General features: G+C 46.8%; 14 protein-coding genes. 12 read left to right on the top strand and 2 right to left on the bottom strand.

Annotation, left to right across the window (positions count from 1 at the left end):
• The first annotated feature begins 63 nt into the window (after positions 1–63).
• The 5 genes from NC238_01065 (at position 64) to NC238_01085 (ending at position 3,952) form a co-directional block, all read left to right on the top strand.
• Positions 64–630, top strand: coding sequence for an ANTAR domain-containing protein (locus NC238_01065; GenBank protein MCM1564546.1), 567 nt, complete (start codon positions 64–66; stop codon positions 628–630).
• Complete coding sequence (locus NC238_01070; GenBank protein ID MCM1564547.1) at positions 627–1,631, top strand: phosphodiester glycosidase family protein; 1,005 nt, start codon at positions 627–629, stop codon at positions 1,629–1,631. The genes NC238_01065 and NC238_01070 overlap by 4 nt, the downstream gene beginning before the upstream one ends.
• Positions 1,628–2,698 (top strand): hypothetical protein, encoded by a 1,071-nt coding sequence (locus tag NC238_01075; protein ID MCM1564548.1) that lies wholly within the window; start codon positions 1,628–1,630, stop codon positions 2,696–2,698. The genes NC238_01070 and NC238_01075 overlap by 4 nt, the downstream gene beginning before the upstream one ends.
• Positions 2,699–2,739: 41 nt before the next feature.
• Positions 2,740–3,435 (top strand): N-formylglutamate amidohydrolase, encoded by a 696-nt coding sequence (locus NC238_01080; GenBank protein ID MCM1564549.1) that lies wholly within the window; start codon positions 2,740–2,742, stop codon positions 3,433–3,435.
• Positions 3,436–3,547: 112 nt separating this feature from the next.
• Entirely contained in the window at positions 3,548–3,952 is a 405-nt protein-coding gene (locus NC238_01085) for a ferritin-like domain-containing protein (GenBank protein MCM1564550.1), read from the top strand.
• 7 nt (positions 3,953–3,959) lie between these two features.
• Here the strand turns inward: NC238_01085 and NC238_01090 are convergent, their stop codons facing one another.
• Complete coding sequence (locus tag NC238_01090; protein ID MCM1564551.1) at positions 3,960–5,192, bottom strand: mechanosensitive ion channel family protein; 1,233 nt, start codon at positions 5,190–5,192, stop codon at positions 3,960–3,962.
• A 22-nt stretch (positions 5,193–5,214) separates the two neighbouring features.
• The gene (locus NC238_01095; GenBank protein ID MCM1564552.1) at positions 5,215–8,079 is read right to left on the bottom strand and encodes a UPF0182 family protein; all 2,865 of its coding nucleotides are present in this window, start codon (positions 8,077–8,079) and stop codon (positions 5,215–5,217) included.
• Positions 8,080–8,275: 196 nt separating this feature from the next.
• Here NC238_01095 and trxB point away from each other — a divergent pair, with 196 nt between their 5' ends.
• The 7 genes from trxB (at position 8,276) to NC238_01130 (ending at position 15,999) form a co-directional block, all read left to right on the top strand.
• Positions 8,276–9,190, top strand: a complete 915-nt coding sequence (gene trxB / locus NC238_01100) for a thioredoxin-disulfide reductase (protein ID MCM1564553.1) — start codon at positions 8,276–8,278, stop codon at positions 9,188–9,190.
• A 90-nt stretch (positions 9,191–9,280) separates the two neighbouring features.
• On the top strand, positions 9,281–9,706 hold the full coding sequence (locus NC238_01105; protein MCM1564554.1) for a LysM peptidoglycan-binding domain-containing protein: 426 nt from the start codon (positions 9,281–9,283) through the stop codon (positions 9,704–9,706).
• Positions 9,707–9,872: 166 nt separating this feature from the next.
• The gene (locus NC238_01110; GenBank protein ID MCM1564555.1) at positions 9,873–10,472 is read left to right on the top strand and encodes a rhomboid family intramembrane serine protease; all 600 of its coding nucleotides are present in this window, start codon (positions 9,873–9,875) and stop codon (positions 10,470–10,472) included.
• A 178-nt stretch (positions 10,473–10,650) separates the two neighbouring features.
• Complete coding sequence (locus NC238_01115) at positions 10,651–12,678, top strand: penicillin-binding transpeptidase domain-containing protein (GenBank protein MCM1564556.1); 2,028 nt, start codon at positions 10,651–10,653, stop codon at positions 12,676–12,678.
• Positions 12,679–12,716: 38 nt separating this feature from the next.
• Complete coding sequence (locus tag NC238_01120; protein MCM1564557.1) at positions 12,717–13,775, top strand: M20/M25/M40 family metallo-hydrolase; 1,059 nt, start codon at positions 12,717–12,719, stop codon at positions 13,773–13,775.
• Between the two features lies 1 nt (position 13,776).
• Entirely contained in the window at positions 13,777–14,832 is a 1,056-nt protein-coding gene (locus NC238_01125; GenBank protein MCM1564558.1) for a M20/M25/M40 family metallo-hydrolase, read from the top strand.
• A 162-nt stretch (positions 14,833–14,994) separates the two neighbouring features.
• Complete coding sequence (locus NC238_01130; GenBank protein ID MCM1564559.1) at positions 14,995–15,999, top strand: M28 family peptidase; 1,005 nt, start codon at positions 14,995–14,997, stop codon at positions 15,997–15,999.
• Position 16,000: the final 1 nt, after the last annotated feature.

Below are 16,000 nucleotides of genomic sequence, written 5' to 3' on the forward strand. Positions count from 1 at the left end.
TTTGCTTGACCAAATAGTATAATAGAACTGTTGATCGATTTCTTGATGGAGTAAAGGGACTAAATGAAAAGAGCCATACTGATTAGCCAGGAAAAACAAATCAATGAATTGAATGCCGTCCTGCCTTTGGCTAATTATCAGGCGATCGCGAGGACTGACAGTGGTATAGAGGCTCTGCGCATGGCGCAGCGGGTTGAGCCTGACCTGATCATCTGCGGAGGGGATATCCAGGGGATTTCCCCGCTTGATCTCGTTCAGAATCTCGTTCATGCCAATATTTGTCCGGTTATTTTCGTGCTTGATCAAAAGGATTATGTGAACCTGGATTTTGCGCTGAAAACCAATGTCCACCATATCATGACGGCTCCGCTCAGAGCGATAGATGTCGTCTCCGGGATTGCCCAGGCTGAACACCGGTTTAACAGAGAAATAGAACAGCGCAAAGAAATGAATAAATTAAATGATGAGCTTAAAACAAGAAAACTGGTGTATCAGGCGATTTTAATCCTGATTGCAGGCGGGATGGATGAAGAAACAGCCTATGCCTCGATTCGAACAGAAGCGATGACCTCAAGAAAAACAATTCGGGCAATCGCTGCCGATGTCGTAAAAGGAACGTGGAGACCTTGATAACAAAAAAACAATTTTTGATCCGGTTCATCGTTGGGAATATGCTGTTGTTCATCCTCTTAGGGCCTTTCATTGTCTTTTATGGTCCTTTTCATTCGTTGACGTATGTTACGGTCGGAACGATTCTGACGTCCCGCCATCCTCAGGTAGCGGATTTTTTTTTATCGGATGAAAAAATTGCTGAAATTACCCAGAAATACGGAAATACGTCAGTTACCGTGGAACCTGTTATTCAGCATATTGACCATAAGATTGACGATGAAGAAAACGGGATCAGGATAGAAAATATTGAAGGCAAATATTTTAAAGGCATCGTCATGCTCGTGCGTGACCCTCTTCAGATCGAAGTTGCCGTTACCAAAGAGATTGGCATAGCCGGACAGCGCTTATCAGAACTGGTCACTGCGGAGGGCGCAATAGCCGGTATGAATGCCGGCGGCTTTTATGATCCGAATTCGCAGGGGAACGGCGCTTATCCGGATGGGATCACCGTCAGGGACGGGCAGCTCATTCATGAAAATTTGAACGCGGCTAAAGGTGCGAATCTGATCGGTTTTAACAAGGAAGGAAAACTGATACTCCGGACAGTCTCTGCCCAGGAACTTTCCTCGGGGATTATCGGGGATCTTGGGATTCGGCATGCGGTCAGCTTCGAGCCAAACCTTATCCTGAACGGAGAACCACAGATTAAAGGCGACGGCGGCTGGGGACTCGCTCCCAGGACGGGAATCGGGCAAAAAGCCGACGGTACGGTTATTTTCGTTGTGATAGACGGCAGACAGCCTGACTGGAGTATGGGAGCCACGCTGCGGGATCTGATGAATATATTTATTGAATATGGAGCCGAAAATGCAGCGAATCTTGACGGCGGTTCTTCAACGGAATTGTTCTATCAAGGTCAGATTGTCAATAAACTCTGGAACATCTACGGCGAACGCTATATGCCTACAGCTTTTGTGGTGATGCCGGGAAAGAAACCTAGAGGGGTGGGGCAAAATTGAAAAGACGATGGATCATCTGGCTGTTATTACCTTCCCTGGTATTACAGCTTGCTGTTTATGCGCTGCTGAACTGGCAAGCAAAACAGCTATTAAACCCTTCTTTGCATATTAATCAGGCGTATGTTCTGAAAACGGATCTTAGTCAGGCGTATGGCTTTGCGTTGTCTTACAATAAAAAGTTATTGGCCTATCAAGCGGGACGTTATCTTGAAGTCATTGATTTGACGACGAACACGAAGATCTTCTCAAAGTGCCCGGAAGAGGACGCAGCAAAGATCGCCGGCTTCGCTTGGCTTCCGGACCGGAACGGTATGGTCTATCTGATCAGGGAGCAGAACAAGAACGCCGTAACAAGCTTATATTCAGTGGATTTCAGCACAGGCTCTTCTAAATTGAACAGCTTTGAACCGATGCTGGACAGGGAATTAAGCCTTGCGGTCAATCAGGTGCTGCAAATTGAAATGTCGACCTATACAAACAAGCTATTTATCTTGTTTAAGGATGACAATCAGACCCATCAGCTGATTACAATGGATATTATGAAGACCTTGAACAGGGTGAATCAGCAGGGAGAAGAAATCCTTAACATTGCGGTTTCCAATAAATTCGGCAGCATCTATGCAGAGAGCAGAATGGGGACGGACAAGGCAATTGATGTTTATCAGGCCGGCAGTAAGAACCCTATTTCTGTTGACCCTGAAGATACGCTGCTTGGCTGTCGTGACGACAAAATCTATGTTGGTAAAGTCAGCGGGAACATCCTTCAGGAGGTGACCGTTTATCAAGTACAGCCATCCGGCCCGGCGATGACGGAAGCCGTGGTCTGGCAAGGGGAGATTCCGTATGCGGAGACAGAAACAAAAATCAGCAATACGAATCAGGTTATAATCAAAAGCAAGGGACGCCTGGACGTCATTTCCGCTAACGGTAAACATCAATGGCTGAGATTACCGGATGTGTCCGCTACAGAATCCAATGCGGTCATCATCTTAGCTCCAACGGGTGATTTGTACCTGGAGCTTTTGCCGGGAAACGAGAAGTCTGTTTATTACTGGAGGGAAGTATAGTCCATGCCGATTTTTAAAGTTAACGAGGTACTAGTCCAATGATGGAGAATATGCCTGAAAAGGTCTTAAATGAATATAACCGGGCCCGCTTAAATGAAGAAGCCGTCAATATAGAAAAAGTATATTTTTATAAAACAGACAAACGCGTCAATCCACGGCAGGAAGAGCCGTTCCTGTTAACGCGCGGGGAACTTCCGGTGCTGGTGTCCGCGCCGCATGCGGTCAGGCATTACAGGCAGAAAAAGATCCTGATGTCGGATCAGTTCACCGGCTCGGTTGTCTTCCTGTTAAACAAATTGACGGGATGCCATGCCATAGCAGCGACAAAGCTCTACGGCGGAGACCCGAATGCCGACGATCCCTGCATGTATAAAGACCGGATCGCCAGTTTCTGCCGTGAAAAGAAAGTAAAGGTCGTTCTGGACATTCATGGGGCTGCCCGGGAGAGAGATTTCGATGTGGACCTGGGCACAAATCAAAAGAAGAACCTGCTTGGCAAGGCGAACATTTTGGAAATCCTGGAACAAAACTTCCGGGATTTCGGCTTAGCCAGAGTTTCGACGGACTTTTTTGCCGCTTCCGGCGCGAATACCGTCTCCCATTTTGTCTCACAAGAACTGGGAATTCCGGCAGTACAGATAGAGATCAACAAACATTACCGGGTTCCAGCTCAGAATGCCTCAGGGTTTCACCGTCTAATGGGTGCCCTGGCGGAAAGTGTAAAACGACTGGCCTGAACGCGGCGAATGCGTACTTAAAATTTTCTGATCAGGAAATTAATAGCCAGGCACGATCCGTGAATTAATGAGATAGAATAAACCAACAATTGATGTTGGGGAGGTATCTTATATGGTTCCGGGCACAAGCTCATTAACTCAGGATTTAGTCAGGGCTATCAACGGAGAGTATAGCGCGATCGCCTGTTACGCCAAGCTGGCTGAAAAAGCGCCGAATCAGGAAATAAGAAAACAAATCCTGGAGATCCGCCAGGACGAGGTGCGGCATTATCACATATTTTCGCAGATATTTACTGAAATCACAGGGACAAAACCAAACCCTCAGATGACTGAAGAATGTCCTGCCGCTTACAGGGCGGCTCTAAAGTCTGCCTTTCAGGATGAGCAGCATACGGTTGATTTCTATCATAATGTGGCTGAAAAGACACAGGATCCTTTTATCAGGGAACAATTCAAAAGAGCAGCCGCCGATGAGCAAAACCATGCAGTCTGGTTCTTGTGGTTTTTAAAAGTCTAAAGAAAGCTCACAGCCCCATATGCCGCAGATCGTAGCCGGTGGGGCTTTGATAAATCCGCAGCTCAAACTCCGGAACAATGGCCAGGATATGGTCAAAAATATCGGCCTGGACGGTTTCATAGCTTTCCCAGGATGTATCCTTGGTAAACGCATAGATTTCGATCGGAATCCCGTACTCGGTCACCGGAAGCTGACGTGCCATCCTGGTCATTTCCGGGTGGATCTCCGGGTGGTTTTCAAGATAGGTCTGAAGGTAGGCCCGAAACGTACCAATGTTCGTAAGTCTTCTGCCGTTTACGAGCTGAGCAGGATCAATGTTATGTTCCAGGTTGTATTTCTCAAGCTCCCGTTTTTTATTCTCGATATACTCAGAAAGATATCGGAATTCCTTGAACTTCGCCAGCATATCATCGGTGCAGAAACGGATGCTGGAACTGTCAATAAAAATAGATCTCTTAATTCTTCTGCCGCCAGATTCCTGCATACCGCGCCAGTTTTTAAAGGAATCGGAGATCAGGGCATACGACGGAATTGTTGTAATCGTATTATCAAAGTTTCTGACTTTGACGGTGTTCAGGGAAATGTCCGTAACGTCTCCGTCAGCGCCGTACTTGGGCATTTCTATCCAGTCACCGATCCTGAGCATATCATTGGAAGACAGCTGAATCCCCGCTACCAGACCTAGAAGAGAATCCTTGAAGATCAAGAGGATGATTGCCGTTACTGCTCCAATTCCGCTTAGCAGAAGGAGAGGGGAACGGTCAATCATCGTAGCAATCATCCAGATGCCGCCGATGAGCCAGACGACTATTTTCAGGGCCTGGACGATGCTGCGGATTGGTTTGAACCGGGAAGCTTCAAAAGTCCGATAAATATCGTCAATCGCGTCAAGCAAAGCGAGCATGGCCAATGTGCCGGCCACAATGATGTAAATAATCGCTATTTTTTGAATGAAGCCGGAATATTCCGGGAACAGTCCGGCTACGGCGTAGATTACAATTGCCGGGATCATATGCGCCAGGCGTCTGAAGACTTTCCTGCCAAGAAGCTTATCATCCCAGAGGATTTTGTTGCGATGGATGTAGAAAGCAAGGATTCGCAGGAATACTTGCTTTGTAACGATGAAGGCCAAAATACTGACCAGCAGAACCATAACCACCGCTGCGGCATTCGCGATCAGGACTGCAGCCGTTTCTTCAATTCCTTTGTAAATCAGCCATTGGTCCAGATTGAATATCATACGCACTACCTTCTGCTTAGAATTATTGGACAGCGTTCACGGTAGCCTCAGCAGCAGTGCCTTTAACAGAACTGGCGGAGGCATTCTCAGCTTTATTATTCGTGGAAACGTCCTGACCGGTACCCAGCCCGCTGTCCGGAGTGAGGTCTTCGTTATTGATGGCTGTGACCTGATTTTCCAAGGCTTCGAGCATTTCACGGATTTGTTTGATTTGTTCCAGAACACTCTTCAGTTCTGTTTTCGTGGTATCAGTTCCGTCCACTGCGCCGGATTCCTCAAGCGGTTTCTCTTGCAGCGTATTCAAAGACGGTACAGAACGACCGAAGATTCCTTTCAATCCTTCTTCCAACGTATCGGCCATGACAATTTTATCTTCATAGACGACCACAATGCGCTTCATTTCGGGAATACTGCCGCTGGTCGTAGACTGCAGATAAATGGGCTCCACAAACAAGATATTTCCGCCAATCGGCAATACCAGCAGATTTCCTCTGAGAACGCTCGATCCTTTTTGGTCCCATAACGCAAACTGCTGGGAAATTTCGGGATCCTGATCGATTCTGGACTCAACTTGGAACGGACCGTCGATCTCTATATTTTTGGGCATCTTATATAAGACAAGTTTTCCGTAATTCTCGCCATCCATTCTGGCTCCCAGCCAGGACACAAGATTATTTCTGCTGTTCGACGCGCTGGAGGCCGGGGTAAAAGGCTGCATCAGCACGAATTCTTCCTTTGTTTCCCCGGGAAGTTTCATGATCACGTAATACGGTTCCACATTTTGTTCTGCTGAACCGTAGATTTCCTTCGCTACATTCCAGGCATCTTCTTTATTATAGAAGACTTTGGTATTGGTCATATGAAACGTATTCAGCATGTCGCACTGGATTTTGAACATCGTTTCCGGATAGCGCAGGTGAGATTTTAAGGAATAGGGCATTTCCGAGTTACTTTTAAATACACCCGGGAAAATCTTTTGATAAGTCTTAAGAATAGGATCTTCTTCGTCAATCGCGTAGAAATCAACAGTACCGTCATAAGCATCGATAACGACTTTAACGGAATTGCGGATATAGTTAAAACCTTGGGTGGAGTTTTTACTGGAGTAAGGAATTTTATCCGTTGTCGTATAGGCGTCAATAATCCATTTAATCCTGCCGTTGTCAATCACAGTATAAGGGTCATCGTCATACGTCAGAAACGGCGCCAGTTTCTTGACCCGGTCCAAAATATTCCGGTTCAGAAGAAGCTTGCTTTCCGAAGTTACTTCTCCGGCCAGATAAAAACGCGGGGTCATCTGATGAAGAGACAGCATCAGTTTGTTAAAAGCAGTAAACGGGATACCCGTCTTGCCGGCATAGTTGTTCATCGCGTAATCATTGCCAAGGGGATAATCAAATTCTTTGGATTTGGTGTCGGCAACGACCCAGTCATTCGTCAGTTCGCCAAAGTAGATCCGTGGTTCGGTAATCTTCAGTTCCGCATAGTCTGTTTGTGGCGGCACATTGCTTACCGCAAAAGCAGGAAGCCCTTTGGTAGTGACGGCATTGGCGAACGAAGCGGTTAAGCCGAAACCATGCGTGTATTTAAACCGGGTATTAATAAAGGTCAAAGCTTTCGGATCAAGGTCCTGAAGCGAGATTTCCCTCGCTGAGAGCATAACCTGGCGATACGTACCACCAATATTGTACCGGTCAACATCAATATCATTAAATTTATAGTATTGGCGAATTCCCTGTTTTTGGTTGTAAATCTGCTGCATTGGACGGGGATCGTTCAGGCGGACGTTATTCAGGGTCTCAACCTCATCTTTTAAGTCTTGCGCAGTAACCGTCTCAACCCCGGTGTAGTCCTGTTCCGCGATTTTATCCAGACCGTAGGCATAGCGGGTCATTTGGATCTCGCTGGCAATATACGGCGTTTCTTTTTCCAGCTCGTTCGGAACGACAACCATGGACTGGAGCATTGTCGGGAAGATTCCCGAAGTGAAAAGTGAAAAGACAATCAGAAACATGATCGGCATGGTCAGCAAACGGGAATCTTTCAGAAAAAACGCGATAAGGGAAAACAGGAAACAGACCAGGCTCACAACGACCAGGATCTTAAAAACCGGAAGCGAGGCATAGACGTCACTGTATCCAGCACCGATGACGTGGCCTCTATGCGAGTAAACGAGTTCATAGGTGCTGATATAGTAGCCAAAGCCTTTCAGCGCAAAAAGAATGGTTAAAAGAACCCCAAGGTGTCTTCTGGCCGTAGGACTGATGACGACAGCATCTTTCTTCCAGATCCGGATGGAATGGAAGCGAACGACCCCCGTCATAATATAAAAAAGTGCGGTAAACAGGGTTAAAATAAGGATTGGAGAGAAAAATGCGTTATAAACGGTCTCAAAGAAAGGAAGCTTAAACACAAAGAAACCAAGATCCTGATTAAACAGCGGGTCGGAATAATTAAAGGAAGAGGCATTCACAAAGGACAGAAAATCAAGCCAGCCGGTAAAACCGACGATGAAGCTTACAATAATACTGATCACGGCAGATAAGACAAGCAAGGAAATGGTAACCCTGCGCGGACTGACAGCAGGCGGAAGGTTGACTTCTTCGACCAGTCTGATCCTTTTGCGGAATCTTTCATTGTAAAACGTTGTAAACGCATGTCTTCCCGACATCAGTGTTGCGAAAATCACTAAAAACAACATTGTTCCGTTAATGGCCTGAATAAGTACTTTGCTGAAGAACGGTGTCCAGAAAAGACTTGCGTACCCTAAGTCGGTAAACCACAGCCAGTCTTCGTAGAATCCGCTCAAGGCCGAAAGCACAGCAATAATAATGATGAGTAAAACGAGTACCTTGAGACCAGGTTTTAAAATAGATTTCCCGCGCATATTTCCCTCCTGAGTTAAATTGTTCAAATCACAGAAATGTATGTAAACATCTGTATATTTATTTTTTATTGTTGGCAATATATTCATAGTTTATCATAAAATTCACCTTATTGGCTTCCTGAAAATAAATTTCTGAGCTATACTTTTAATAAACATAAAAATTAAGCTGAGAATAAAACAAAAGGTTGGTGCAGCAATGTATGATCTGATTATTATCGGAGGCGGCCCTGCAGGGCTTACAGCAGCCATTTATGCGGCAAGGGGCGGATTAAAAACAGCAGTTGTCGAATCCATGATGCCGGGCGGGCAGGCAGCGGCGACGGAAAAAATTGAAAATTATCCGGGATTTCCGGAAGGGATTACCGGCTTCGATTTAATGAATGCTTTTTATAAACAAGCCATGAATCAGGGCGCCGAATTCATTTTCGAACCGGTCCTGCATCTGGATCTTCAGAAAGAAATGAAGACGGTTGTGACCGGACAGCAAACCCTCGAAGCGAAAGCGATGATCATTGCTGCCGGATCCAAGCCGCGTTTTTTGGGCGTAGCGGGAGAAGATACCTTTCACGGACGCGGCGTATCGTATTGTGCCACTTGTGATGGGGCGTTTTATAAAGGAAAGAAAGTTGCTGTCATCGGCGGCGGAAACGCCGCGCTTGAGGAAGGTGTCTACCTGACGAAGTTTGCATCTGAAGTCTATATCGTTCACCGCCGAAAAGAATTCAGAGCTTCGCAGATAGCAGCCCAAAGGGCGAAAGAAAACCCGAAAGTTAAGTTTGTTCTGGACAGTGTTGTTCAGGAGATCGCCGGTAATGATAAAGTACAAAAAATAATTCTTAAGAATGCCGGTTCTGGGGCTGTGGAAGAAATCGAGGTTGACGGTGTCTTTATTTATATCGGCACCGAACCAAATACCAAGTTTACGTCAGAATACTTCGAAGTCGATCAATATGGGTATATTATCACAGATGCTTTGCTGAAAACAAATATTAATGGGGTCTATGCGGCCGGAGATATCCGTAATACCCCTTTGAGACAGGTTGCAACCGCAGTCGGGGATGGAGCGCTTGCGGCAGTTCAGGTTGAAAAGTATCTGACGAAAATGGAATAGAAACACGTAAAAATAATCAGACAATTATTACCATGTACAGACACTTTAGCAGTGTTTCTCCATATCCTATAACAAAAAGGAGGTATGGAGATGTACTTCGGAAGAAAATCCGGCTATATGAATCAGCCGCCGGCTGTAAATATGATGAATCAGCCTGATATGACCGGTATGATGAATCAGCCTGAGATGACTGGTATGATGAACCAGCAGGATATGATGGGCATGATGAACCCGGAAATGATGTCTCAGTATGAACAGATGGGTCCTGAAGGCATGTATGCGGAGCAGACGCAGTCAGGGTATACCTGCGATCCATGCGGCTGTACACCTTATTATGAACACATGGAGGTTCATAAGCCGCTGCCGGAAGTTTATGTCGTTCAAAAAGGGGATACCGTTTACAAAATTGCGCAGAGATATGGACTGGATTGGCGTGAACTTGCTGGGTATAACCATCTAGGCAATCCCGATCTTATCTATCCCGGTGAAAGACTTTTTATTCCTCCCAGATATTAAGTGAATCATGTTCCCGCGTCAGGTGCGGAGGACAAAACCGGCAGCCGGATACACATTCAGGGTTCTTAAGGTGCACACATTCCGGCTGCCGTCTTTCTCATAAATTTTCAAGCGAATGCCGATAAATATGGGCATTTTTAATCATTATGATGAATTGGTGGATGGAATGAATACGACATATAAGGAAGAATTCAAAGTTTTTTATGTAACCTATTTGCTTGTCCTGATCAATGTGGTTGTTTTTCTTGTCATGGAGCTGGCTGGGGGGACGCAAAACCCATATGTCCTGATCTTTTTCGGGGCTAAAATGAATACATTGATCGATGCAGGGCAATACTGGCGTCTTTTGACCAGTATGTTCATACATATCGGTTTTACCCACCTTCTGTTCAACGTGTACGCACTGATTGTTTTGGGAAAATTAGCCGAGAGATTGTTTGGCCATGGCCGCTTTTTGCTGATTTACCTGTTCAGCGGTCTGGCCGGGTCACTTATCAGTTATCTCTGGGGACCCGAATTGTCGGCAGGTGCCTCCGGAGCGATATTCGGCCTGCTGGGGGCAATTATTATTTATGGCTGCAGAAAACCAGCATTTTGGAGAACAGGTCTGATTACCAATCTTGCAATCGTGCTCGGTATTAACTTGGTCTTTGGTGTTGTTTTTTCAGGTATTGATAATTTCGCTCATTTAGGCGGACTTTTTGGCGGCGCTGTCAGCAGTGCGCTTCTCCTTTTCTTGCAGCGTCAAAGACAAAATTTACATTGAATGCTTTCGTTTAATTGGGGGAGAATAGATTCAAGCTCACAGATCTTAGCAAGGTGGTTTTTATTTAATTGCCATCGATAGTTAAGATTATGTGAGCTTTTGATGTTTTGGATCTTATCAACTTGAAAACATATGGTAAAATAGAAGCAGAGCATCATGACAGGAAAGGAACAACACCGTGAAAAAAACGAAGCAGTATTTTTACCGGGAGTGGGTTATCTATGGCCTGCTCATCGGTTTGAGCGTCTTAATATTAGGAAGACTGTTTTACCTCCAGGTTATCAATTCCGCAGAGTTAAAGGCCAGAGGTGCAGATTTCCAGGCGATAAGACAGACCATGCTTTATGAGCGGGGAACCATTATGGATGCACAGGGCAATGTGCTGGCGAAAAGTGTACCGGTGAAGGATGTCTATGCCGATCCGAGAATGCTGGATACATCCATTGCCAAGGATAAAACGCTGACAAGCGAGCAAATATTACAAAAAAAAGAGAAAATTGCTGAAAATATTGCGGCCATTTTGGGGGAAGATAAAAATGATATTCTTACCCTGCTGCGAAAAGACTTGGCATGGGTCAGCCTGAAACGGCAGGTAGATATCAGTACGGTGGAAAAAATTAAAGAACTTGATATTCAAGGGATCGGCTTCAGTGATAATTATAAAAGAAGCTATCCGGCAGGGGAGATGGGAGCGGCTATACTTGGTATCGTCAATATGGCTGGAGACGGGGTTGAAGGTCTGGAGTATTCCTACAACGCCGAGCTTAAAGGGGAAGCAAATTTAGAGAATCCGGTAGAAACGGATCAAAACAATGAGATTCAGGATAATGTACAGTCAGGGGACAATTTAACCCTGACCCTCGATTCCACCATTCAGCATCTCATTGAACACGAACTGGATGATATTGTCGCAGAAACCAAGCCACAGAGAGCCGTTATCCTGGCCATGGATCCCAAGACCGGCAAAATACTCGGTATGGGCTCCAGACCGTCCTATGATCCGAGCAACTATGCCTCCACCAAACCGGATCAAAGGAAAAACCTGGCCATCAGCATGATTTATGAACCCGGGTCTACGTTTAAAATCATCACCGGATCGGCAGCACTCGAAGAAAATGCCATTAATACGATCCAGCTCTTCAAAGATCCGGGCTATTGGGTTGTCGGGGGCCGCAGGATCACAAACTGGGATTCCGACAGAAAGGCGCATGGCAACATTACTTTCGTCGATGGCATGAAGCTGTCTTCCAACGTTGTACTTGCCCAGGTCGGACAAAAACTAGGCAGAGACCTATTCTATACATACTTAAAGTCTTTTGGCTTCGGAAGTCTGACAGATATTGATATTTCCGGTGAAGAAAGGGGCCTATTGATTGACAAGAGCAGGGTCAAAAGCCTTGAACTGGCGACCATGTCGTTCGGTCAGGCCAACCTTGTCACCCCGATCCAGCTCTTAACGGCGATCTGTGCGGTGGCCAACGGAGGCCAGCTCATGCAGCCGTATATTGTAGAAAACATTAAGAATAAGGATGGGGAGATCGTCAGTAAAACCCAGCCGAAGGTTGTCCGTCAGGTTATTTCCGAGACAACCAGCAAGACCATGAGCGATATCCTCGTGAGTGTCGTCGACAGCGGTACAGGAAGCCGGGCAAAAATTCCCGGAATTAAAGTTGCCGGCAAAACCGGAACCGCCCAGAAAATTGATCCGAAAACCGGAAAGTACTCGGATACCGATTATATCGTCTCTTTTGTCGGCTATGCGCCGGCTGACGATCCGAAGATTGCAGTATTGGTCGTTATTGATACGCCGCATGCTCCGGTCGTCCAGGGGGGAACACTCGGTGGACCGCGCGTTAAAAATATTATCGAGGGCACTTTGCAATACTATGGTGTGCCGGTTTCCGCTGAGACCCCGAGTGATCTTACCAAGGTTGACCCTGACGCTCTGGTGGAGGAAGCGGCTGCGAAAAATGGTAATACAGCAGCAGACAAGAACAGTACCCCTGCCAGGCAGGCCGGGGAAGGCGAAGTGCTTGTACCTGATCTGAAAGGACTGACCATCAGACAAGCCGGCGAATTACTAGGAAAACTGGATTTGCGCTATGAATTCGGCGGCAGCGGACTCGCCTATAAACAGTCACCGGAGGCCGGCAAAGTTGTCAATCGGGGAGATACGATCGAAGTTCTGTTTGGGACAGGTAAGTAGCTTCGATTGAGGGATAACAGGGTACTAAGGAAAGGAAGATGCACGTGTTAAGGAATTCCTTCGAGCTTGCGCGGGAACTTACCTGTTCGTTGACGGAAATGACAGGTGTTTCCGGATATGAACAGGGCTTAAAAACAACACTTCAGGATATTTTTGCGCCACTCTCAGCAGAGACTTTCTCTGATTTTATCGGCAACTTCTATGCGGTTAAAAAAGGAGAGCACAGCGGGAAACATTCCGTAATGCTTGCTGCGCATATCGACGAGATCGGGTTGATGATCACCCATATTGATGAAAGAGGATTTTTACACTTTGCCACGCTCGGCGGAATTGACCAGAGAACCTTGCTTTACCAGGAAATCCTGGTACACGGAAAGGAAGATCTGCGTGGCGTAGTTTGCCTGGGATCTTCCCACAAGGACAGCAAAAAGCGGCAGACTCTCGATATAGAGGATCTGGTGATCGATATCGGTTTTAATGATGCAGCGGCAGTTCAAATGGTCAAACCGGGAGATATCGCCAGCATCAAAAGGTGCCCGCTGCGTCTGCTCAACGACAGAATATCCGGCAAAGCACTTGACGACAGAGCTGGAGTCGCCGTACTGGCGGTATGCCTGAACGAACTGATGGGTATGAAACATCAGCATGATGTGGTAGCAGTCGCTACGGTTCAGGAAGAAGTGGGTTTAAGAGGAGGACTTACCAGCTCGGAGCGACTTCTGCCGTCGCTGGCAGTTGCCGTTGATGTGACGCATGCCCAAACGCTGGATACCAAAAGTCAGGTTTCCGCTGAACTGGCGAAAGGACCGGTGATTAGTCTCGGCCCGAATATTCATCCCTGGGTCTACGCCAGGCTCTCCGACAGTGCGCAGCAGAACAGGATTGCCTGTCAGCGGCAGGCGATTCCAGGGGCGACAGGCACCGATGCCAGAGTGATTCAGTTGACCGGTTATGGCATACCGACCGGGTTGGTGTCCATACCTCTCCGGTATATGCATACATCCGTCGAGACGGCCTCGCTGCAGGATATTGTTGAATGCGGCAAGCTGCTGGCGTATTTCATTGCGTCGTTGCCGGAAGAATTGGAGGAAATCTAACATGCTGTTAAAAGAATTATCTGAGCTTAACGGCGTATCCGGAAATGAGAAACCGGTCAGGGACTTTATTCTGGCGCATCTTAAAGACCGACTCCAAGACAATTTGAATTCGTGCAGGACGGATCAGATCGGAAATCTACTGATAGAGAGAAAAGGGGTCGGCAAAGGATCCGGTGAAAATCTGCCAAAAGTCCTGGTCTGTGCCCATATGGATGAAATCGGCCTAATGGTTACGGAAATTACTGCGGATGGCTATCTGAAATTTCAGACCGTCGGCGGTATTGAACCGGGGATTTTGATTGCCAAGACCGTCGTATTCGACAGCGGTCTGCAGGGCGTCATCGGTTTGAAAGCCGTTCATTTGCAGAAAACGGAGGAAAGAAAAAAAATCCCGGATATCGAGGATCTCTATATTGATATCGGGGCATCTTCCAAGGCAGAAGCAGAAAACGTTGTGAAGCTGGGCGATTACGTCACATTCCCAACGGTATTTGAAGAGATTGGCTCAGGACTGTACAAAGGAAAGGCCCTTGATGACAGGGTGGGCTGTGCGGCGATCATGGAGCTCTTAGAACAGGATTATCCCTGTGATTTGACAGCTGTATTCACAGTACAGGAGGAAGTTGGCCTGCGCGGATCGAAAGTGGTAAGCAATTATCTTCAGGCTGATCTGGCCCTGGTTGTTGAGGCGACACGCGCTGCTGATTTTACTGAATCCGAACGGGAAAACTGGATTGTCACACTAGGAAACGGTCCGGCCTGTTCGCTGATGGATTCCGCAACGGTCTATAAACCTGGACTCGTCCAAAAAGTGATGGCTGCAGCTGCAAAAAATAATATTCCGCTCCAGTTCAGACAAGGAGCTGCCGCGGCCAATGATGCAGGGAACATCCATCAGGCCGGTATCGGCATACCCACGATGACACTCAGTGTACCCTGCCGGAATATCCATACGATGAGCTCCATTATTTCAAAGAATGATTATCAGCACTGCGTGCGGCTTCTTCAATGCATTTTAAATGACATTCACTATTTCTTAAATCTTAATATTTCTTAACATAGTCTGAGGGCCACAGTTCCGCGAAAAGCGAAGCTGAATGCGGAGTGCGGCTCTTTGCGCCAAGGATGGCACAAGAGCCGAAAAGCGGTATTGTGGACCTCAGACTTACCCGAGAAAATACGTCTAACGGAATCCCTGATAAGAAGTAGGAGGCTCTTTATGACAGATACAAAACCATTAGATTCTTTAGATTTCACCTTACTTCAACAGCTCACCCAGACTTTTGGTCCTTCGGGCCAAGAACACAACGTTGCGGCGCTGATTTTAGACCAGACAAAAAATGATGCTGATACCGCTTATACGGATACGCTGGGTAATCTGATTGTCAGAAAAAAAGGTCCTGGGAAGAAGATTATGATTGCCTGCCATATGGATGAAGTCGGCATCATGGTGACCCATATCAATAAGCAGGGCTATCTGTACTTTGCACCGGTTGGCAGTTTGCGAGATCATGTTCTGCTCGCACAGCGCTTCGTTTTTGCCAACGGGGCAGTAGGTGTCGTCAGCCGTGAAGAGAAAAAGAAGCCGGATGAGAATTCACCGGAACGGCTGTTCCTCGATCTTGGAGTAACCAGTGAGCAAGAGGCCAGAACGATGGTTCGGGAAGGCGATATGGCCGTATTTTCCGGAACCTATCAGGAGACCAAAGACTGTGTAATCTCCAAAGCGCTGGATAACCGGGTAGGCTGTTTTATTGCCTTGGAAGTATTGAAAAGAGTCAGCAGCCAAGATGACTTGTACTTTGTGTTTACTGCCCAGGAAGAAGTGGGCGCGCGCGGAGCAAAAACAGCCGCCTACGCGCTGGAACCGGATCTCGCTTTGAATATCGATACGACGTTCAGTTTTGATATGCCCAGGGAATACGGGGTGCCGCGGACTTCTCTGAATAAAGGTATCGCGATTAAAGTGATGGACAGATCAATCGTCGTATCTCCCCAAATTAAAAACTGGATGGCTGAAATCGCCGAACAGCACGAGATACTCTATCAATGGGAAATCATTACGAACGGAGGCACCGATTCCGGCCCGGTTCACCTGACCAAAGGCGGGATTCCTACCGGGGGCCTGGCTGTTCCAGTCCGGCATCTGCATACGCCAGGTGAAATTGCGTCTAAAAACGATATGAGATCCGGTATATCGCTGTTGCTTGCCTTACTTGCATAAG

The sequence above is a fragment of the Dehalobacter sp. genome, from assembly GCA_023667845.1.
GTDB lineage: Bacteria > Bacillota > Desulfitobacteriia > Desulfitobacteriales > Syntrophobotulaceae > Dehalobacter.

What these genes read in the sequence shown, in the direction of transcription:
- NC238_01110 (MCM1564555.1), top strand. Translation starts at nt 9,873, where the DNA reads ATGAATACGACATATAAGGAAGAATTCAAAGTTTTTTATGTAACCTAT.
- NC238_01065 (MCM1564546.1), top strand. Translation starts at nt 64, where the DNA reads ATGAAAAGAGCCATACTGATTAGCCAGGAAAAACAAATCAATGAATTG.
- trxB (MCM1564553.1), top strand. Translation starts at nt 8,276, where the DNA reads ATGTATGATCTGATTATTATCGGAGGCGGCCCTGCAGGGCTTACAGCA.
- NC238_01090 (MCM1564551.1), bottom strand. Translation starts at nt 5,192, where the DNA reads ATGATATTCAATCTGGACCAATGGCTGATTTACAAAGGAATTGAAGAA.
- NC238_01080 (MCM1564549.1), top strand. Translation starts at nt 2,740, where the DNA reads ATGGAGAATATGCCTGAAAAGGTCTTAAATGAATATAACCGGGCCCGC.
- NC238_01125 (MCM1564558.1), top strand. Translation starts at nt 13,777, where the DNA reads ATGCTGTTAAAAGAATTATCTGAGCTTAACGGCGTATCCGGAAATGAG.
- NC238_01095 (MCM1564552.1), bottom strand. Translation starts at nt 8,079, where the DNA reads ATGCGCGGGAAATCTATTTTAAAACCTGGTCTCAAGGTACTCGTTTTA.
- NC238_01105 (MCM1564554.1), top strand. Translation starts at nt 9,281, where the DNA reads ATGTACTTCGGAAGAAAATCCGGCTATATGAATCAGCCGCCGGCTGTA.
- NC238_01130 (MCM1564559.1), top strand. Translation starts at nt 14,995, where the DNA reads ATGACAGATACAAAACCATTAGATTCTTTAGATTTCACCTTACTTCAA.
- NC238_01120 (MCM1564557.1), top strand. Translation starts at nt 12,717, where the DNA reads ATGCACGTGTTAAGGAATTCCTTCGAGCTTGCGCGGGAACTTACCTGT.
- NC238_01085 (MCM1564550.1), top strand. Translation starts at nt 3,548, where the DNA reads ATGGTTCCGGGCACAAGCTCATTAACTCAGGATTTAGTCAGGGCTATC.